The sequence below is a fragment of the Aquidulcibacter sp. genome, from assembly GCF_044346625.1.
Classification (GTDB): domain Bacteria; phylum Pseudomonadota; class Alphaproteobacteria; order Caulobacterales; family Aquidulcibacteraceae; genus Aquidulcibacter.
Genome location: NZ_JBIIYV010000012.1, coordinates 41,124 through 58,591, shown reverse-complemented (window position 1 = coordinate 58,591; position 17,468 = coordinate 41,124). Strand labels below are relative to the sequence as shown.

General features: G+C 56.2%; 16 protein-coding genes. 9 read left to right on the top strand and 7 right to left on the bottom strand.

Going from position 1 to position 17,468, the window contains the following annotated elements; genetic code table 11:
- A partial coding sequence (locus ACIQ20_RS05340; RefSeq protein ID WP_395778103.1) for a UvrD-helicase domain-containing protein occupies positions 1–2,407 on the top strand: 2,407 nt, incomplete at its 5' end.
- Positions 2,408–2,434: 27 nt separating this feature from the next.
- Positions 2,435–2,755, top strand: coding sequence for a thioredoxin TrxA (gene trxA / locus ACIQ20_RS05335; RefSeq protein ID WP_313588435.1), 321 nt, complete (start codon positions 2,435–2,437; stop codon positions 2,753–2,755).
- A 4-nt stretch (positions 2,756–2,759) separates the two neighbouring features.
- Here trxA and ACIQ20_RS05330 read toward each other — a convergent pair whose 3' ends face one another.
- Positions 2,760–3,635 (bottom strand): serine protease, encoded by an 876-nt coding sequence (locus ACIQ20_RS05330; RefSeq protein ID WP_395778100.1) that lies wholly within the window; start codon positions 3,633–3,635, stop codon positions 2,760–2,762.
- 6 nt (positions 3,636–3,641) lie between these two features.
- The gene (locus ACIQ20_RS05325; RefSeq protein ID WP_395778098.1) at positions 3,642–4,055 is read right to left on the bottom strand and encodes a DUF350 domain-containing protein; all 414 of its coding nucleotides are present in this window, start codon (positions 4,053–4,055) and stop codon (positions 3,642–3,644) included.
- Between the two features lie 130 nt (positions 4,056–4,185).
- Here ACIQ20_RS05325 and ACIQ20_RS05320 point away from each other — a divergent pair, with 130 nt between their 5' ends.
- Positions 4,186–4,974 carry a 3-hydroxybutyrate dehydrogenase gene (locus ACIQ20_RS05320; RefSeq protein WP_395778096.1) on the top strand — a complete coding sequence of 263 codons (789 nt, stop codon included), beginning with the start codon at positions 4,186–4,188 and terminating at the stop codon, positions 4,972–4,974.
- A 9-nt stretch (positions 4,975–4,983) separates the two neighbouring features.
- Here the strand turns inward: ACIQ20_RS05320 and ACIQ20_RS05315 are convergent, their stop codons facing one another.
- Entirely contained in the window at positions 4,984–6,471 is a 1,488-nt protein-coding gene (locus tag ACIQ20_RS05315; protein ID WP_395778094.1) for a hypothetical protein, read from the bottom strand.
- Between the two features lie 135 nt (positions 6,472–6,606).
- Between ACIQ20_RS05315 and purL the strand changes: the two genes are divergently transcribed.
- Positions 6,607–8,820, top strand: coding sequence for a phosphoribosylformylglycinamidine synthase subunit PurL (gene purL, locus ACIQ20_RS05310; RefSeq protein WP_395778092.1), 2,214 nt, complete (start codon positions 6,607–6,609; stop codon positions 8,818–8,820).
- Between the two features lie 30 nt (positions 8,821–8,850).
- Entirely contained in the window at positions 8,851–9,084 is a 234-nt protein-coding gene (locus ACIQ20_RS05305) for a BolA/IbaG family iron-sulfur metabolism protein (protein ID WP_395778090.1), read from the top strand.
- Between the two features lie 5 nt (positions 9,085–9,089).
- Here ACIQ20_RS05305 and ACIQ20_RS05300 read toward each other — a convergent pair whose 3' ends face one another.
- On the bottom strand, positions 9,090–10,841 hold the full coding sequence (locus ACIQ20_RS05300; RefSeq protein WP_395778088.1) for a PPC domain-containing protein: 1,752 nt from the start codon (positions 10,839–10,841) through the stop codon (positions 9,090–9,092).
- Between the two features lie 427 nt (positions 10,842–11,268).
- On the opposite strand from ACIQ20_RS05300, the gene grxD reads away from it, so the two are divergent.
- On the top strand, positions 11,269–11,598 hold the full coding sequence (gene grxD / locus ACIQ20_RS05295) for a Grx4 family monothiol glutaredoxin (RefSeq protein ID WP_395778086.1): 330 nt from the start codon (positions 11,269–11,271) through the stop codon (positions 11,596–11,598).
- Between the two features lie 79 nt (positions 11,599–11,677).
- On the opposite strand, the gene rpsD is transcribed toward grxD, so the two are convergent.
- Positions 11,678–12,298, bottom strand: coding sequence for a 30S ribosomal protein S4 (gene rpsD / locus ACIQ20_RS05290; RefSeq protein WP_395778084.1), 621 nt, complete (start codon positions 12,296–12,298; stop codon positions 11,678–11,680).
- A 259-nt stretch (positions 12,299–12,557) separates the two neighbouring features.
- Here rpsD and ACIQ20_RS05285 point away from each other — a divergent pair, with 259 nt between their 5' ends.
- From ACIQ20_RS05285 to ACIQ20_RS05275, 3 genes are all read left to right on the top strand, one after another.
- The gene (locus ACIQ20_RS05285) at positions 12,558–13,700 is read left to right on the top strand and encodes an Acg family FMN-binding oxidoreductase (RefSeq protein ID WP_395778081.1); all 1,143 of its coding nucleotides are present in this window, start codon (positions 12,558–12,560) and stop codon (positions 13,698–13,700) included.
- On the top strand, positions 13,697–14,176 hold the full coding sequence (locus tag ACIQ20_RS05280) for a MarR family winged helix-turn-helix transcriptional regulator (RefSeq protein WP_395778079.1): 480 nt from the start codon (positions 13,697–13,699) through the stop codon (positions 14,174–14,176). The genes ACIQ20_RS05285 and ACIQ20_RS05280 overlap by 4 nt, the downstream gene beginning before the upstream one ends.
- A 91-nt stretch (positions 14,177–14,267) precedes the next feature.
- The gene (locus ACIQ20_RS05275; protein WP_395778077.1) at positions 14,268–16,139 is read left to right on the top strand and encodes an ABC-F family ATP-binding cassette domain-containing protein; all 1,872 of its coding nucleotides are present in this window, start codon (positions 14,268–14,270) and stop codon (positions 16,137–16,139) included.
- A 65-nt stretch (positions 16,140–16,204) separates the two neighbouring features.
- Here ACIQ20_RS05275 and rplS read toward each other — a convergent pair whose 3' ends face one another.
- Both rplS and trmD read right to left on the bottom strand, forming a co-directional pair.
- Positions 16,205–16,582 carry a 50S ribosomal protein L19 gene (gene rplS, locus ACIQ20_RS05270; protein WP_313588453.1) on the bottom strand — a complete coding sequence of 126 codons (378 nt, stop codon included), beginning with the start codon at positions 16,580–16,582 and terminating at the stop codon, positions 16,205–16,207.
- Between the two features lie 128 nt (positions 16,583–16,710).
- Positions 16,711–17,406, bottom strand: coding sequence for a tRNA (guanosine(37)-N1)-methyltransferase TrmD (gene trmD / locus ACIQ20_RS05265; protein WP_395778074.1), 696 nt, complete (start codon positions 17,404–17,406; stop codon positions 16,711–16,713).
- Positions 17,407–17,468: the final 62 nt, after the last annotated feature.

Sequence of the window (17,468 nt, the reverse complement as noted above, 5' to 3'; positions counted from 1 at the left end):
GGCAGGGGAGGGGGCAGCGGCCTGGGTGCTCTATAAGCTCGACACAGGCCTTGCGCATATTCTGATCGACGAAGCCCAAGACACCAATCCGCAGCAATGGGACCTTTTGGAGCCGCTCTTCACGGTACTAGAGCAAGAGGCCAAAACCCAACCCCGCACCCGCTTTATCGTGGGTGACGAAAAACAATCCATCTATTCGTTCCAGGGCGCAAAGCCGGAGCGCTTCTTAGAGGAAAAGGCACGTTTTGAGGCAGGAACAGCTGAAGGGGCCGATCAAAGACGCAGTCTCGCTTTCGGCCTTTCCTTTCGCTCGAGCCAGACCATCCTCAATGCCGTGGATGCGGTTTGGGCCTGTACCGCCCTTGGCCACGCACCCGCCATAGCGCTGACGGACGAAATCGACCCGCCCTTTGAGCGCAAATATGCCTTTCCGACCCCGCATATCGCGTATCGGACAGAGTATGCGGGCGCGGTGGAGCTTTGGCCGAAGACTGTCGCTGGCGAAAAAGCACCTGAATCCGACGCTTGGGACCACCCCCTTAACATCGAACGCGAAGACAGCAGTCGCAATCGTCTAGCCGAACGGATTGCGTTGGAACTGAAGGCCCGCCTTGACCAGGGTTTTGCGATCCCATCCAAAGAAGGTCTCCGAGCCATGACACCGGGCGATGTCATGATCCTTGTAAAAAAGCGGGGGCCCTTCTTCCACCAGCTCATCAAACGCCTAAAATACCACAAAGTCCCGGTAGCTGGGGCAGACCGGATTAAACTGGTTGAGGACCCGGCCATCCAAGACCTGATCGCGCTCGGCCGCTTTGCCTTGTTGTCACAGGATGATTTCAACACAGCTTGCGTGCTCAAGGGCGCATTTTGTGGGCTTGTCGACGATGACGCACATCTTTTTCCCTTGGCCTGGGACCGCGGTAGCCACTCTTTATGGCAGCGGATCCAACAATCTGCCGATCCTGCCCATGCCCCGGTCTCAGCGTTGCTAAAATCTGTGCTCACTCGTGCGGGACAGATGCCGCCCTACGAATTCTACGCCTCGATCCTTGAACGGCCATGCCTTGATGGCAAAACCGGCTGGACCTTGTTGATTGAACGTTTAGGCCATGAAGCGCGTGAACCCGTGGAAGCATTTTTGGGCCGCGCGCTCAGTCATGGCCGGACTGAAACACCTAATCTGCATGGGTTTTTAGCCGCAATTGAAAATGACGCCGCCGACGTTAAGCGCGAAATGGAGCAGGGCAGCGATGGCGTGCGCGTCATGACCATTCACGGGGCGAAGGGATTAGAAGCCCCAGTCGTCATTCTGCCGGAAACAACATCACCAAGGGGCGCAACAAAAACAACCTTTAACTACGATACAGACGCACAAGCTTTTCTATGGTCACCAACCGCCAAAGAAGACCCCGAAGTCTTTGCCAATCTCCGCTCAGCCCAACACGAGGCGGAAAGGCGCGAGGACGCCCGGCTTCTTTATGTCGCGATGACGCGGGCACGCGACCTTTTGATCCTTTGTGGCTTCCATTTTGGCCAACAGAAGAAGGACAAAGGCGAGCCCAGCCAAGACGAGCCGGACACAAGCGCGAAGGACACCTGGTACGATTTGTTTGATCAAGCGCTCACCCTCATGGGTCCGGGTCAAAAGCTTGAGGGCCAAGCCGGAATCGACGACGCCTTCACCTACCAACTCTGGGGCCGCTATGCCGGGGCCATACAAACACAAGCGCTGACCCGCCCGACGCCCCCGCCACTGCCCGCTTGGATCGATCAAGCGCCGCCGGCAGAACAGCAGCGCGCACGCCGAATTGCGCCGTCGGCTTTGGCACCAGATGGATCGGAGCCGGCAACGCTGTCCCCGTTGCAACCCGATGCACGACTGCGCTTTCTGCGCGGACGCCTGATCCACGAATTGCTGCAAAGACTTCCTGATGTCCCAGCACCTACATGGGCGGATCGTGGACGAAATCGCCTGGCACGAGAAGCGGACCTGAGCGAGGAGACTCGGCATCAAATGCTGGAGGAGACGCTCGGTGTCCTGCGCCATCCCACTTTCGCGCCCCTGTTTGGCCCACAAAGCCGTGCTGAAGCAAATATCGTCGGGCGCGGGCCTGGTCTACCCGACGATATGGTTGTCAATGGCAGTGTTGACCGCTTGGTCGTCACCGAAACAGAAGTTCTCGTGCTAGATTTCAAGACCAATCGGCCACCGCCCTTAACGGTTGAAGGCGTTGCCCAAGTCTATCTGAACCAGATGGCTGCCTATCGCGCACTTCTTCAAGGCAATTGGCCGGACAAAAAAGTCCGGTGCGCCCTTCTGTGGACTGACGGACCGCGTCTCATGGAATTACCTGATCAAATTCTGGATGACGCCTTGCGCGTGATTGCTGGGCTGCCTAGTTAAGGTAATAAGCCAATTGGAGTTCACACCATGCCAACCCTAGCCATCACCGACGACAGCTTTGAATCAGACGTTCTAAAAGCGTCGGGTCCAGTTCTTGTGGACTTTTGGGCGGAATGGTGTGGTCCATGCAAACAGATCGGCCCTGCTCTGGAAGAGATTTCCGAGGAAATGGCTGGTCAGCTTGTGGTTGCTAAGCTGAACATTGACGATAACCCGGGCACTGGATCGCGCTATGGGGTGCGCGGCATCCCCACCATGATGCTGTTCAAGGATGGTCTCGTGGTCTCGACCAAAGTGGGTGCGATGGCAAAAAGCCGTATTTCGGCTTGGATTGGCGAAAGCCTCTAAAGCCTTACTCAGGCGGCAAACAAACAACTTGAATAACTTTCAGGTCGCGCCGAACCCGATTGGCAACACGCGTGATATCGTCCGTCCGAAGGGGTGCAATCGCCACACCCTTCGGACTTAAACGCGCTTCCTTTAAGGCTTGGATAACACTGTCAGAGCTTGTGGTGATAACGCGCCCCCGCCGCAAACTCTCCGCAATCGTAATTCCAATCACATTGCCACGCGCATCAAAAGCAGGGCCGCCCGAAAGCCCACCCAAAGTGCCGCGCAGCCCTTTAGACCTTGAAACCTCTGCCCAAGCCAGGGTGTTTTCCCGCCCGCGCCAAGCCCCTTCGGTAATCATCAACTCGCGCCCTATCAGGCGGCTAACCACTTCGCCCGGCTGCCCTTGTGGAAACCCAATATGAAATCCTGCCGCGCCAAGCTGTAGGTCAGCTTCATTTAGGTCCAGTGCCAAAGGTTCAGGACCGCCCTGGGTCTTCAATATGGCCACATCGGCACGCCTTGACACATAAGCCAGCGAAGCAGCTACAAGTTCCTGGTCCTGTCCATTGACCACGCCCAAACGCTCGCATCCCAAGGCTACGTGGCGGGCGGTCAACCAAACCCCATCATCCCCAATAGCAAAGCCGGTCCCACTCGACCAAGGACCAGCGCGTTGCGCTTCCACCATAGACTGGTCGTCAAGCGGGCTGGGTGCCGGCAAGAGTGGCCCCTTCTCTTCTTCCTCTATCGAGTCAGAGCGAGGTACGACGAAGGCTTCAGCTGGCTTTGAAGGCAGCCGAGGGTCAGAACGATCATTGACGCGACCTAGCAGCCAAGCCGCGCCCATGATCAGGACCAAAAGGATCAAAATCCCATCGCCAAACCGTCTCAACATCGCAAATCAGCCGTTCAATGCCGACGCCGTTAAGAGTGCAGCCCCAATCTTGACGCCCACAAGAACCGCTGCCGAGGCCATCTCGCCATTTTCAATGCGCGTTGACAGCCCTCGAACCACGAAATCTACCAAACGGAACATGACCAATTGCAGAACCAAGGCGGTCAAGCCCCAGATAATCACATCCATCAAAGCATGGGACGTCGCCAAAGTCGCTGCAATCGGAATGGCAATGCCAATTGCCGCGCCCCCTAACGATAGGCCAGCAGCCGCATTGCCGGCGCGGACCAGCTCAATCTCGCGATGGGGCGTTATGGCCATATAGAGCCAAACCCCAAAGGCCCAGATCGCGATCGCAACGCCGCCTTGCAACAAAAAGGCGGGCAGACCGGTGACAAAGGCTTGCAACGAAGGATCCATGCTTCACTTTCCTCGCTTCCTCGGTGGAACATAACTTCCAGTGCTGACGTTTTGGCTTTAATGCGTCAAGCATCAAATGGCGGTGGACCTGCAGGTCGGCCCCATCTGCCTGATCTGGATTGGAGCCAAAATGACCGCCACCACGCAAAAAGTCGCCCTTGTTACCGGTTCCACCAGCGGGATTGGACTTGCCATTGCAGAAGCCTTTGCAGAAGCCGGCTATGGGGTGGTGATCAATGGATTGGGTGAAGCCGATCAGATCGAAACCGTTCGGGCGAAGCTTGCCAGCGACCATAAAGTCGATGTCCTTTACCATCCGGCCAATATGATGGCACCGGCTGAAATAGAAGACATGATCGCCAGAACCCGGGCGCACTATGGGCGCTTGGATGTTGTCGTCAATAATGCGGGTATTCAGTTTGTCGCTCCGATTGAGGATTTCCCGGCCGAAAAATGGGATCAGATTATTGGCATCAATCTGAGCTCAGCTTTTCATACCATCCGCCACGCGATACCGGGCATGGCTGCACAAAAATGGGGCCGGATCATCAATATCGCCTCAGCGCATGGTCTGGTGGCGAGCCCGTTTAAGTCGGCTTATGTCGCAGCCAAGCATGGCGTCGTGGGCTTAACCAAAGCCGTTGCGCTCGAGCATGCCAAAGACGGCGTCACCTGCAACGCGATCTGCCCCGGCTATGTCTTGACCGGCCTCGTGAAGGCACAAATCCCAGATCAAGCAAAATCGCGCGGGATTAGTGAAGAAGAAGTCATCCAAAACGTGTTGTTAGCTGCGCAGCCGACCAAGCAGTTTGTGACGGTCGAGCAAGTGGCCTCCTTCGCGCTTTACCTTGCCAGTGATTCAGCCGCGCAAATCAATGGCGCGATTTTGACGATGGATGGGGGCTGGACTGCCCAATAAACTATATAACTAATCGGCCTTAGGCTTCTTGCAGCGCGCGATCAGCCCTTCAAGCTGGCCGGGCTGGGGGGCCGAGACCGTGATTGTTGCGCCATTACTAGCAAAGTCCAAAGGCTGGCCGGCACCAAGGCGGGCCAAAAAAGGGTCAGACGATACAGCGTCTGCCGCGCCATCGACTTCATAGCCATTGGCGCTTGGTTTCCAGTCCATCGTCAGACTTGCACTTTTCCCGTCACTGCTGACCCGCACGGGCCCACTATTGCCCTTCGTAGGCCCGGGTAGGCCTGAGACCGCGATCGTATAGCCGCCGCCTGGCCTGCATGCGACGGAAGCCAGTGCGCCCTTCTGGCCCAAGGGTGATGCGATCCGGCCCGCATTAGGCTCTCGCCATGCCGGCGTTTCGGCATTTGTTGGTGGCGCTGGAGCAGGGGCTGTCTCCCACACCATCTTCCCTGCTTTCACCTCATAAAAGCCAACAGACTGAACTGGGCCTTCGGCTGAGGCCAGCGCCCGAGACGAGGCCGACGGGCAAAACCCGGCGAGTGCCAATCCACGGGCCCGAACCTCCGGCCGAAGATTGCTGGTTTGAAGCCGCTCCGCCAACATGACGCTTGTTCCCCGGCGCAGGTCCAAGACGATTGCACGCGCTGAACATGGCTGTGGCGCAGCCTCAGCCGCCACTAAAATTGCCACCTCTGGCATTAATCCATCCGAAGGCCACACCCCTTGAATCGACAGCTTTTGTGGGGCCCCAGCAACCAATACTTCGGCCTTGGCATCCAAACCCGCCTTCTCCGGCAACAAGTCCTCACCCTTTGAGCGGGCCGCGCGGGGGTAAATCAACACGCCGTCAAGATAGGCTGCGGCGGTGCCTTCAGCTGCCTTGATTTCAAGCAAGCCGCGAGAAGTCAAAAGCTGCGTATCTGGCAAGCTCGGCAATGCAGCACCTGCGCGCACCAAGTCGGCAAAGCGCTTCCCGGCCGATAACGCCACCCCGTCTCGGCGCATTTGCGTCAGAACCAAAGTGCCCGCCTGCGGACCAGTCTGAAGCCCAAGGACCAAAGTCTCTGGCATGCCATTGACGGCACCCTTAACACCGGATCCGGGCTTGAAAACATAGCCAATTTCTGCGCCGGTTTGCAGGCTTTGAAACGACCTTGACGCGCGATAGCCTGCTTGCGATGCGCGGATTTCAAGATCATTGAGATATTGCTCAACCGATAAATTGGTCGATACCGGACCTTGCACCGAATCTAATTCAGCCAAGATCGTTTGCGGTAATATAGACAAAAGCGCTTGGTCGGTTTGCCCTTGCGTTGGCGATGTCACGGCCGAGCCGATGCCAACCGGGGCAGCCGATCTCAAAAACGGCAGAATAATCCCACCTGTGGCAACACCAATTCCAAAAGAAAGCAAAGCAACCAACGCCAGCATGCCAACACCAAAACGTGGGCCATAAATCGGCTTAGAAACAATTGTTACGGGTTCACGATCCATCTCTTGTGCCATGGGTGGATGTAGGGCGGATTTGCCCCTTTCGCCAAGTCAAATGGGGCAGCCATCGTGGTTTCACTGCAGGGGAGGGGGCCGTTTCCCCTTCAAACCGCAGCCAACGCAGGCTAAACACTTTCCATGACCACAGCTTTGCCCGCCGAACCGCCCATGACCCCCGCCTTGGTTGCCGAACACGGCCTATCAGAGGCGGAATATGCCGTAATTCTGGACCGCTTGGGCCGAGAACCCAATTTGACAGAGCTCGGCATTTTTTCTGTCATGTGGTCCGAGCATTGCAGTTATAAGAGCTCACGGCGGCATTTGGCCAAATTTCCCACAAAAGGTCCGCGCGTCATCCAGGGTCCAGGCGAAAATGCTGGTGTGATCGACATTGATGATGGCCACGCCGCCGTCTTTAAAATGGAAAGCCATAACCATCCGAGCTTTATCGAACCCTATCAAGGTGCGGCGACGGGTGTAGGCGGCATTATGCGCGATGTGTTTACCATGGGTGCCCGCCCAATCGCACTGGCCAATGCGCTACGCTTTGGCAGTCCAGACCATCCTTTAACCCGCCGTTTGGTATCTGGCGTGGTGGCCGGGATTGGCGGCTATGGCAATTGCGTTGGCGTACCAACGGTCTGCGGCGAGACGAATTTTCATGCAGGCTATAATGGCAATATTCTTGTCAATGCCATGTGCGTGGGCCTCGCCGACGCTGACAAGATTTTCTATGCACGCGGTGCCAAAATCGGCAGCCCGATTGTCTATTTCGGCTCCAAAACTGGCCGCGATGGGATTCACGGCGCAACCATGGCCAGCTCCGAGTTTGACGAGGCAAGCGAGGAGAAGCGCCCAACCGTGCAAGTTGGCGACCCATTTGTCGAGAAACTCCTGATCGAGGCCTGTCTTGAATTGATGGCAACCGACAGCATTGAGGCAATCCAAGACATGGGCGCAGCCGGCCTCACGTCTTCCTCGGTCGAAATGGCCGGCAAGGAATATCTGGGCATCGAGCTGGATATGAACACCGTTCCCGTTCGCGAGACCGGCATGACGCCTTATGAAATGATGTTGTCAGAGAGCCAGGAGCGCATGCTGGCCATTCTCAAGCCGGGCCGTGAGGCCGAGGCTGAGGCCATCATGAAAAAGTGGGACATTGATTTTGCCGTCATTGGCAAAACCACAGACACAGGCCGAATGGTCTTGCACTGGAATGGTGCCATTGTGTGCGACATCCCGGTTGCACCCTTGAGTGAAGATGCACCGAATTATGATCGGCCTTGGGTACAGCCTGCGCTTCACCCTGCTGTCACCAGCGCGATGCTGACCCCGGTTGCGGACTGGCGCGACGCAACTCTGAAACTATTGTCCTGCCCTGACGGCGCGTCGAAGCGTTGGCTCTGGGAACAATATGACCGCCATGTGATGGCTGACAGCCTAGAAGAAAGCGCCACGCCGTCAGATGCAGCCATTGTGCGGATCCACAATACCAAAAAAGCGCTGGCGATCAGCTGTGACTGTACACCACGTTATGTGTCGGCAGACCCGTTTGAAGGCGGGAAGCAAGTTGTCGCCGAAGCGTGGCGGAACCTGACGGCCACAGGCGCAAGCCCAATTGCAATCACCGACAATCTGAATTTCGGTAACCCACAACGTCCTGAAATCATGGGCCAATTTGTGCGCGCAACCGATGGCATGGCCGAGGCCTGTGCCGTCCTCGATTTTCCGGTCGTGTCGGGCAATGTCAGCCTCTATAACGAGACCTCGGGCCAAGCGATCCCGCCAACCCCGGCGATTGGCGGCGTCGGCCTGCTATCAGACTACACCAAGCGCGTTGGCTTTGGTGCGGTAGACATGGGCGACATGGTCATACTGGTCGGCCAAACCACAGACAATTTGGGCGCGACCTTGGCCCTACGCGAAGTTTGGGGCCGTGAAGATGGCGCGCCGCCGCAGGTCGATCTTGAACAAGAGCGCTTGACCGGTGACGTTGTGCGAGGCTTGATCCATGCAGGCCACGTCCGCTCTTGCCATGATTTATCCGACGGCGGTCTCTTGATTGCTGCGGCTGACATTGCAATGGCATCCGGCACCGGCCTCGCCATCACCCTGCCTCAAGGCCTAAGCACCATAGCAGCCCTATTGAGCGAGGATCAGGCCCGTTATCTCCTCATCGTCAATCCAACCCATGCCGATAGCGTGTTTGAGGCTTTGGAAGCGAAAGCCATTCCCTGCGCAGCCATTGGCTCTGCGGGGGGATGCGAATTGGCCATTCAAGACGTCTTAGCGATTGATATCACCGATCTGAAACAGGCCCACGAAACCTGGATGCCCGCCTTTATGGCCTAACGGTCAAACCCCTTTACCCCGGAGACAGACATGCCAATGGCCGCTTCTGACATCAAGTCAATGATTTTAGACGCTTTTCCGGACGCCGACATTGAGATCATTGATCTCGCTGGCGACGGAGACCACTATAAGGCCATCGTGAAGAGTGCCGGCTTTGCTGGCATGAACCGGGTCAAGCAGCACCAAGCTGTCTATGCCTCACTGAAAGGCAAGATGGGGGGCGAGCTGCACGCGCTCGCTCTCGAAACCAGTTTGAAGTCCTGATCGGCTTATTTCTTGACAATCAGCAGGCTGTAATCACCCTCCGCTGATTCCTCGATCGTTGTGACACGAATGATCTGCGGCCCGACTGTTGTGACCGTATAGATCAACTTGGCATTTGTGCCGCCGCCACTATCATCGTCGGAAGCATAGTCGTCATCGACGCGATCAATCTGGCGTGCGCCGACTATGATGTCGAAGCTCTCCGAGCTGGCCGTAATCTCAAAGGTTTCACCGACTTGGCCGTTAAAGACATAGCGATCGAAATATTGGCTATCGTTTCTTAAGGGGTCATTTGTGCCGAGACTACCGCGTATCGTCTCGCCTAATTTTGCCCGGGCAGGGAACGGCGGCACAACAGATGCCGGCATGTCACTGACACCGATCGTGTAAGCGCCTTCTTGCGTCGGCTCGCCTGCTGTCGCGCGAATAACATAGGTACCATCGCTTGGTGCGGTAAACTTAATTCTGGCGTTCAAGCCTCGCCCGCCATCATCATCCTTTGCCAGCGCTTTAAAGGCGGAGGACGTCAAAAGACCAATCTCCAACAGGGGATCTAAACTGGTGTCACCCTCCTTCTCCATCTTCACATTGACTCTCTGGCCGGCGCGCAAGGCGATGGAATAGGTGTTGAAAAGACTATCGGTAGCGCCCAAGCGTGCGCCCCCATCGCGCAGCTCACCGACCACATTCTGACCAAGACGCAAGGCTTCGGAGGCCAAGGGTGCGCGGTCAGCGGCGGCTTGCTCGACCATCAAACGGTATGAACCATTGGCACCGCCTACCTTTTGAACTTCTAGAACATAGGCTCCAGAGGTCTCTGGTCGGTAGCGCAACAGGGCATTTTTGCCACCGCCGCCGTCATCATCTTGGGCTAAACTTTCCAGGCTGCCATCAGCCCCAATTTTTCCAACGGCGATCTTGGGATCTAACTCACTGCCGTTGGCAGCATTTAGCGCGATCCGATAAGCCCTGCCTCCTTCTAGACGAAGTCCGTAACGCACGGCATAGATTTCTTCGCCATCCGTCTCGTAACGCGGCGTCGAGTTTGATAACGCACCGGTGATTTCTTGGCCCAGGGCAATCGAGACGGGCGCGGGCATTGGCGGCAGCTCCTGACGCAACCCAGTCGTCAAGGTATAGGCGCCGACTGCACCAGACCCGACAGCGGTGACGCGAACTTGGTAGAGACCTGCACGTGGGACAACGTAGCGGATGCGTGCACTGGTGCCCGGCCCGCCATCATCATCTTCAGCAACCTTCGCACCTGCAGGTGTCAAAAGCTCAAGCTTGGGGTCAAAGTCATCGGACGAAAGATCAAGTTGAATTTCCTGATCGGCGTTCAAACGCAGGGCATAAGCGTCAACTGTCGCCCCTTCGCTCGTGACCGCATCGTTTAAATCCAGTGAGTCAGAGACACTTTGACCAAAGGGGAGTGGTCGCGCTGAAATCCGCGGTGGTAGCGACGCTGTTGCAAGGATTGTAAAAGCCCCTCGGTCACCCTTATCCATGGTGTTAGCCCGAACTTGCAGCACACCAGAAGCAGAAACAATCTTGCGAACGACAGCTGGCTTATCTTTTTCGCCAACCGATGCGACACATGCCTCGCATTCCTCATCAATTTCGTCGCCCACGGCCAAGATAGGCTGGAACGCGGAACTGGTTAGCGTCACCGTGACCATCTGTCCCTTAGGTGCCTGAACTTGAAAGAGCTCATAACTGCTATCATCGCTTTCAAGGACTGGGTCTTCTGGACCCATGGACCCTTGGAGGGGCTGTCCAAGCGTTAAGGACCGGAGCCCGGGCTGCGCGGCTGCGGAACCGGCTGCCAAGAGCACGAAAAACGGAACAGGACCTAACCAAAGTTGACGCATCATAACGCAGCCACCGAAATGGCCCCTGAGACGGGGGCCACTTCTGGTCAAAGTGCACCACGTCGAAAGCAAGAAACAGACCAGAAGCCTTAGCTATAATAAGCAATCCGCTTTCCTAGCAATGGCTATCGCCAAACAGGCGCAATTTCTCCTTGGACTTGACCAGACGCCCCGCCATCCCTAGCTGAAGGTAAGGCAAAAACTTTTCCCAGACCCATCTGGTCAAACAATGATTGACGCAGCGGTTCATGTGTTCCATCGAAGGCTGAAACCTTCGTCGACACCTATTGGACCCCAGCGAGGAGCACGAGCTATGAGCGATGCACAAGCCTTTATTGATAATCTGGTCAAAACCAATGATGTGGTCCTGTTCATGAAGGGCACATCGCGTATGCCAATGTGCGGATTCTCCGGAACCGTGGTCAAAATCCTCGACCATGTTGGTGTGGACTATCAAGATGTGAACGTCTTGGCCAATGAAGACGTCCGCCAAGGTATCAAAGACTATTCCAACTGGCCCACCATCCCACAGCTCTATGTCAAAGGTGAGTTCGTTGGTGGTTGCGACATCATTCGCGAAATGTTTGAAACCGGCGAATTGAAGCAGGTTCTCAGCGATGCGGGTGTCCCACTTCAAGCTTGATCAACCGATCTTGTAGATAAAAAAAAGCCCGCTCGGCCAATGCTGAGCGGGCTTTTCTGTGTGTGATTTCTGGTAGGAATTACGAAGCGTAATATTCCACAACCATGTTTGGTTCCATTTTGACTGGATAAGGTACGTCAGCCAATTCTGGCACGCGCAAGAAGGTGGCCTTCATCGCGCCAACATCCATTTCAACATAGTCAGGGAAGTCGCGCTCGGCCGAGTCCAAAGCTTCCAGGACGAGCGCCATGGTGCGGGACTTTTCACGAACTTGCACAACATCACCAACGCGCAAACGGTACGAAGGAATGTTGACCTTCTTGCCGTTCACCATGACGTGGCCGTGGTTCACAAATTGGCGGGACGCAAATACGGTCGGCACGAATTTCGCGCGATAGACCATTGCATCAAGACGGCACTCCAACAGACCGATCAGGTTTTCAGCCGTGTTGCCCTTGCGGCGCGCGGCTTCTTCATAGAGCCCAGCGAACTGCTTTTCGGTGATGTTGCCATAATAGCCCTTCAGCTTCTGCTTGGCGCGCAACTGTGCACCAAATGCCGAAACCTTGGCTGGACGGGCGGTTGGGCCGTGCTGACCTGGCTTATAGGTCCGCTTGTTGACTGGGCTTTTTGGACGGCCCCACAGGTTTTCACTGAGGCGACGGTCGATTTTATACTTCGCAGCAATGCGCTTTGACATGTTTAGTCCATTTACGTTTTTGACGGTCCGGGCGGCACACCATGTGTCGCGATTGCAATGGCCGGAAATCCATCACCCATGTTTTCCCCCAGTGAAGGCAGTGCCAACCCAGCAGGAAGGCGCGCTTAAACGGGATTGGTGCCTCAGAGTCAAGGATTATGGGCAGTTTGAGCCCTGCTTCACCTGCATCCTCCGCAGGCTTGACAGATAGTTTATCATTAAACTATATTGGTTGAACGTTAAACCAAAAGAGGCCGTCATGCCAAATCGTCGCACTATCCTCCAACTTCTCGCTTTGGGCTCACTAGCCGCCGTGCCAGCAGTCAGCGCCGCAAACCGCTCCAATACAGATCCCGCGGCTGCTTGGCGCAATCCCGGCGCCGGCGAAAAGGACCCCCGCCTTTACAGTCTCGCCCATGCCATTCTCGCCCCCAATCCACACAACCGCCAACCTTGGCTGGTGAGCCTAGAGGGTGAGGACAGCATCATCCTTTATTTCGATACAACCCGCCGCTTGCCAGCTACGGACCCATATGACCGTCAGCTGGCTATTGGGTGTGGCGCATTCCTTGAGATTCTGTCGATTGCGGCGCGAGAAATCGGCTACGAGGCCCAAATAAGCCTTTTCCCGGCGGGCGAGCCTCAACCACTCCTGAATGACAAGCCATTGGCCCATATCCGCTTGGTGAAGGGCGGGACAAAGGACCCGCTCTATAGCTTCATTACGCAGAGACGCTCCAACAAGGAGACCTATGACACCAAGAAGCGGGTCAGCGCGGAAAGCCTACAAGCGCTTTTGACGGCAGAGCCCACAGAGACCTTGACATTATCGGGCACACTATCAGGCACCGCGCAGTGTGAAGCCTTGCGACAACTCAGCATCCAAGCTTATCGGCAAGAAATTCAAACGCCCCTCGCGCTCAAGGAAAGCATTGACCTGATGCGGATCGGTAAAGCTGAAATCGCAAAATACCGCGATGGCATTGACCTCGATTTTCCAGGCATTGGTGCCATGCAAGCTATGGGTCTGCTTACGCGGGAAAAAATGATGACGCCTGGCACCAAAGCCTATCAACAAGGGCTGGAGCAATACGACCCCTTGGCGAAATCCGCCTCTGGCTATGTCTGGATCATCAGTAATTCAAAGGATCGGTTCGCAGAACTCGCAGTTGGTCGCGCCTATGCCCGCCTTAATCTTCGGGCAACCGCCCTCGGGATCGCCATGCACCCAATGAGCCAAGCCCTTCAGGAATATGCAGAGATGAGCGCGATCAAGGCCGACACTGAAAAGGCAGTGGGTTTAGCACCTGATGCGCGCCTACAGATGCTTGCCCGAATAGGGTATGCTAGCTTAGTGCCACCGTCGCCAAGACGAGGCCTTCAAGAGCATTTTCCTACATGACTGCAGAGCGTCCCAAACCAGACTTTACAACGATCGCTTTTACTTTCTTCAACGAAATCGCGATCATTGACCAATTGGGACGCAACCGGTTTGAGCGTGTCTTGCCAGTTGGCCTTTCGATCGCAGGCTTTAGTTTGCTCAATCACTTCGTTCGCTTGGACAAAAATCAAGACACGCCCAGCCATTTAGCAAAAGCGTTCCAAGTCACCAAAGGGGCGATGACCAATACAATCCATCGCCTCGACGCTTTAGGCTTGGTCACCATCATCGCCGACCCTAGCGATGGGCGCGGCAAACTTGTCTCGATCACCCAAGCGGGCAGGGCAGCACGCGAAGATGCAATTGCCCGCTTAGCACCGTCTTTGCAGCAATTGGCAGGATTGATCGACGCTAAAGAACTTGCTGACCTTGTCCCGACCCTGATGAAGTTGCGCGCCATTCTTGATGCCAATCGAGACCCTGACCCACAGTCGTGACTCCTGTGGCCAATAGCGCTATCAGACGACGCCTGCCAAAGCACCTCACCTGCTAGCCTCCTCCTAAGACCTGCCGTCAGAAAACTAACCTATGTTACAAATCACAGACCTAACCTATCGCCTCGCGCGGCGCGTGCTGTTTGATGGGGCCCATGCTGTCATATCTGACGGCTGGAAAGTGGGCTTGGTTGGCAAGAATGGCTCTGGCAAATCCACACTTCTGCGGCTCATTCAAGACGAAGCGCTGAAAGGTGATGGTAGTGTTCGTCTCAAGCGCGGCGCGCGCATGGGCTTTGTTGCCCAAGAAATCGCTGCCACCGCTGACCCGATGCTCGACGTGGTGCTGGCGGCGGATACCGAACGGGCCAGCTTGATGGCCGAGGCGGAGACCGCGACCGACCCCGATCGGATTGGCGAGATCCACACGCGTTTGGCCGACATTGACGCTTATTCGGCAGAGGCGCGCGCCAGTGAAATCCTTGTCGGTCTTGGCTTTAAGCAAGAGGAGCTGATGAACCCGGCCGGGTCCTTCTCCGGCGGTTGGCGGATGCGGGCGGCGCTGGCGGGCGTGCTATTTTCGATGCCAGACCTCTTAGTGCTCGACGAGCCGACCAATTATCTCGACCTTGAGGGCGCTGCTTGGCTCGAAGCCTTCTTGCGCAAATATCCCAATACCGTCTTGGTGGTCAGCCACGACCGGGAAATGCTCAATCGTTCCGTCACCCACATCATGGCGTTGGAAGATGCGAAGCTCGAAGTCCAAGCCGGCGGCTACGACACCTATCTGCGTCGCCGGGCAGAGCGTGCAGCGCTTCTTGCCGGCCAAAAGGTCAAGCAAGATGCAGCACGCGCACATCTGCAAGCCTTTGTCGACCGCTTCCGCGCCACAGCCTCCAAAGCGCGTCAGGCTCAAAGCCGGATCAAGATGCTGGAAAAGATGCAAGAGATCTCCGTGCCGATCGCAGACCGGGCGATGCCCTTCCACTTTGATGAACCAAGCGAGTTGGCTTCACCTTTGATCCAGCTGGATGAGGCCGACCTCGGCTATATTGAAGGTAAGCCCGTCTTGAGACAGGTGGATTTTCGACTCGATCACGACGACCGGATCGTCATCATTGGCCCCAACGGCCAAGGCAAGACAACTTTAGTCAAGTCCATTGGTGCACGGCTCGAATTGTTGAACGGCAAACGGCGTGCCTCCAAGGCGGTCAAAATCGGCTATTTCAGCCAAGATCAATTGGACGAATTGCGCGCAGGCGAAACCGTTTTGCAGCACGTCCGTGACCTAGAGCCCGAATGGCCACCCTCGCGCCACCGCTCCTTGGCTGCGCGTATGGGATTTGGGCAAGAAAAGATCGATACCCACGTCGAAAAGCTCTCGGGCGGCGAGAAAGTGCGCCTGCTTCTGGGCTTAATGGCTTATGCCAAGCCCCACGTGTTAATCTTGGACGAGCCGACAAGCCACTTGGATATCGATAGTCGCGAGGCCCTGATCCATGCCTTGAACGATTATTCGGGTGCGGTTTTGTTGATCACCCACGATGTCTATTTGGCTGAAGCATGTGCCGACCGGCTGTGGTTGGTCCATAATGGCCATGCCCGCGCCTATGACGGTGACTTGACAGACTATCGTGGCTTGGTCCTCAGCGCGGATCGTCCAGATGCCGGCGGAGCGGGCAAGAGCGCGCCTAAGGCCCTAGCGAAGGGCGAAGTCGGCGGCGGCAAAAAGGGGCCATCGCTTTCCACCTTGCGCTTCCGCTTGGCTGACGCAGAAAAGGCTGTCACCAAAGAGCAGCACGCACTCGACACCATCGATGCCCGTCTCGCCTCGCCCAGCCTCTATACCGAAGGGGCCAAAGCGCTTGCAGACCTTACGAAGAAACGTGAATGGCATGCACAAGCCCTCGCCAAGGCCGAGGCGGCTTGGATTGAGCTGAGTGAGGCAATTGAAGCCGCTTCCTGAGGAGACAAATAGAAAAAAGGCGGCCCCGAGGGACCGCCTTTTGATTTGTTTCAGGGCAGCTTAGGTTAGTCGCTAAAGCCACGGCCGTCAGTACGCTCAGCGATCCGGGCCGACTTACCGCGACGATCCCGCAGATAGTACAACTTAGCGCGACGCACTTTACCTTTGCGCACAACCGTAACCGATTCCACATTCGGAGAGTACAGTGGGAAAACCCGCTCTACGCCTTCACCGAAGGAGATTTTGCGAACGGTGAAGTTAGCGTTGATGCCACCGCCGGAGCGGGCAATACAAACGCCTTCATAGGCCTGAACGCGCTCGCGCTCGCCTTCTTTGATCTTCACGTTCACGCGCAGGGTGTCACCTGGCGAAAATTCTGGGATGGATTTGCCTTCGGAGACGCGTGCGACTTCCTCGGCATCGAGTGTTTCGATGATATTCATGTCAGCTCACCTTGCACGATTCCTAACTTAAGACTTTGAAACCAGATCAAAAGCTCAAGCAGGCCGCGGCATTGTTGTTGTCAAAGAGAACTTTGAGGTTGAAAGAAGACGCGCGTTTATACGAATGATCAGCCTTTGTCACCCTTATAAACTGCCCAAAGGTCCGGTCGGCGGGCCTGTGTGACGGCCTCGGATTGTTGCTTCTTCCAAGCGGCTATCTTTGCATGGTCACCAGACATGAGAATGGGCGGGATCTCTTGGCCTTCAAAGCCACGTGGTCGTGTGTAGAGGGGGTGCTCAAGAAGACCTGATTCAAAACTTTCCTCGCCAAGGCTTTCAGAATTTCCTAAAAGGCCGGGCAGCAACCGCACGCTGGCTTCCACCAACATTTGCGCCGGCAAGTCCCCTCCGGTCAGCACGATATCCCCGACCGCAATTTCTTCCATCTCGCGCGTAAGGATGGCGCGCTCATCCAGGCCTTCAAAGCGGCCACAAAACAAGATGACGCCGGGTCCTGCCGCCAATTCGCGGACCCGGGCCTGGGTCAAAGGTTTGCCGCGCGGGGTCAAATAAATCAGCGGGCGGCCTTCGCGGGCTACGCTATCAATCGCGCGTGCTGCAATATCTGCCTTCATCACCATGCCCGCGCCACCACCGGCCGGCGTATCGTCGACTTGCCGATGCTTGCCGTCGCCAAAGCCACGCAAATCAACCAGTTCCAGCGACCACACAGATTTCTCAAGCCCGGTCCCAATCAAGGATGCGCCAAGCGCGCCGGGCCAAGCCTCTGGGGTTAGGGTGATGACGGAGACAGAAAAAGGCATGAGCGTTTCTATCCCAGCTTAACGCATCTGCGAAGTCGGCCCGCGCATTGTTGGCGGGGGCA

What these genes read in the sequence shown, in the direction of transcription:
- trxA (WP_313588435.1), top strand. Translation starts at nt 2,435, where the DNA reads ATGCCAACCCTAGCCATCACCGACGACAGCTTTGAATCAGACGTTCTA.
- ACIQ20_RS05330 (WP_395778100.1), bottom strand. Translation starts at nt 3,635, where the DNA reads ATGTTGAGACGGTTTGGCGATGGGATTTTGATCCTTTTGGTCCTGATC.
- ACIQ20_RS05325 (WP_395778098.1), bottom strand. Translation starts at nt 4,055, where the DNA reads ATGGATCCTTCGTTGCAAGCCTTTGTCACCGGTCTGCCCGCCTTTTTG.
- ACIQ20_RS05320 (WP_395778096.1), top strand. Translation starts at nt 4,186, where the DNA reads ATGACCGCCACCACGCAAAAAGTCGCCCTTGTTACCGGTTCCACCAGC.
- ACIQ20_RS05315 (WP_395778094.1), bottom strand. Translation starts at nt 6,471, where the DNA reads ATGGATCGTGAACCCGTAACAATTGTTTCTAAGCCGATTTATGGCCCA.
- purL (WP_395778092.1), top strand. Translation starts at nt 6,607, where the DNA reads ATGACCACAGCTTTGCCCGCCGAACCGCCCATGACCCCCGCCTTGGTT.
- ACIQ20_RS05305 (WP_395778090.1), top strand. Translation starts at nt 8,851, where the DNA reads ATGCCAATGGCCGCTTCTGACATCAAGTCAATGATTTTAGACGCTTTT.
- ACIQ20_RS05300 (WP_395778088.1), bottom strand. Translation starts at nt 10,841, where the DNA reads ATGGGTCCAGAAGACCCAGTCCTTGAAAGCGATGATAGCAGTTATGAG.
- grxD (WP_395778086.1), top strand. Translation starts at nt 11,269, where the DNA reads ATGAGCGATGCACAAGCCTTTATTGATAATCTGGTCAAAACCAATGAT.
- rpsD (WP_395778084.1), bottom strand. Translation starts at nt 12,298, where the DNA reads ATGTCAAAGCGCATTGCTGCGAAGTATAAAATCGACCGTCGCCTCAGT.
- ACIQ20_RS05285 (WP_395778081.1), top strand. Translation starts at nt 12,558, where the DNA reads ATGCCAAATCGTCGCACTATCCTCCAACTTCTCGCTTTGGGCTCACTA.
- ACIQ20_RS05280 (WP_395778079.1), top strand. Translation starts at nt 13,697, where the DNA reads ATGACTGCAGAGCGTCCCAAACCAGACTTTACAACGATCGCTTTTACT.
- ACIQ20_RS05275 (WP_395778077.1), top strand. Translation starts at nt 14,268, where the DNA reads ATGTTACAAATCACAGACCTAACCTATCGCCTCGCGCGGCGCGTGCTG.
- rplS (WP_313588453.1), bottom strand. Translation starts at nt 16,582, where the DNA reads ATGAATATCATCGAAACACTCGATGCCGAGGAAGTCGCACGCGTCTCC.
- trmD (WP_395778074.1), bottom strand. Translation starts at nt 17,406, where the DNA reads ATGCCTTTTTCTGTCTCCGTCATCACCCTAACCCCAGAGGCTTGGCCC.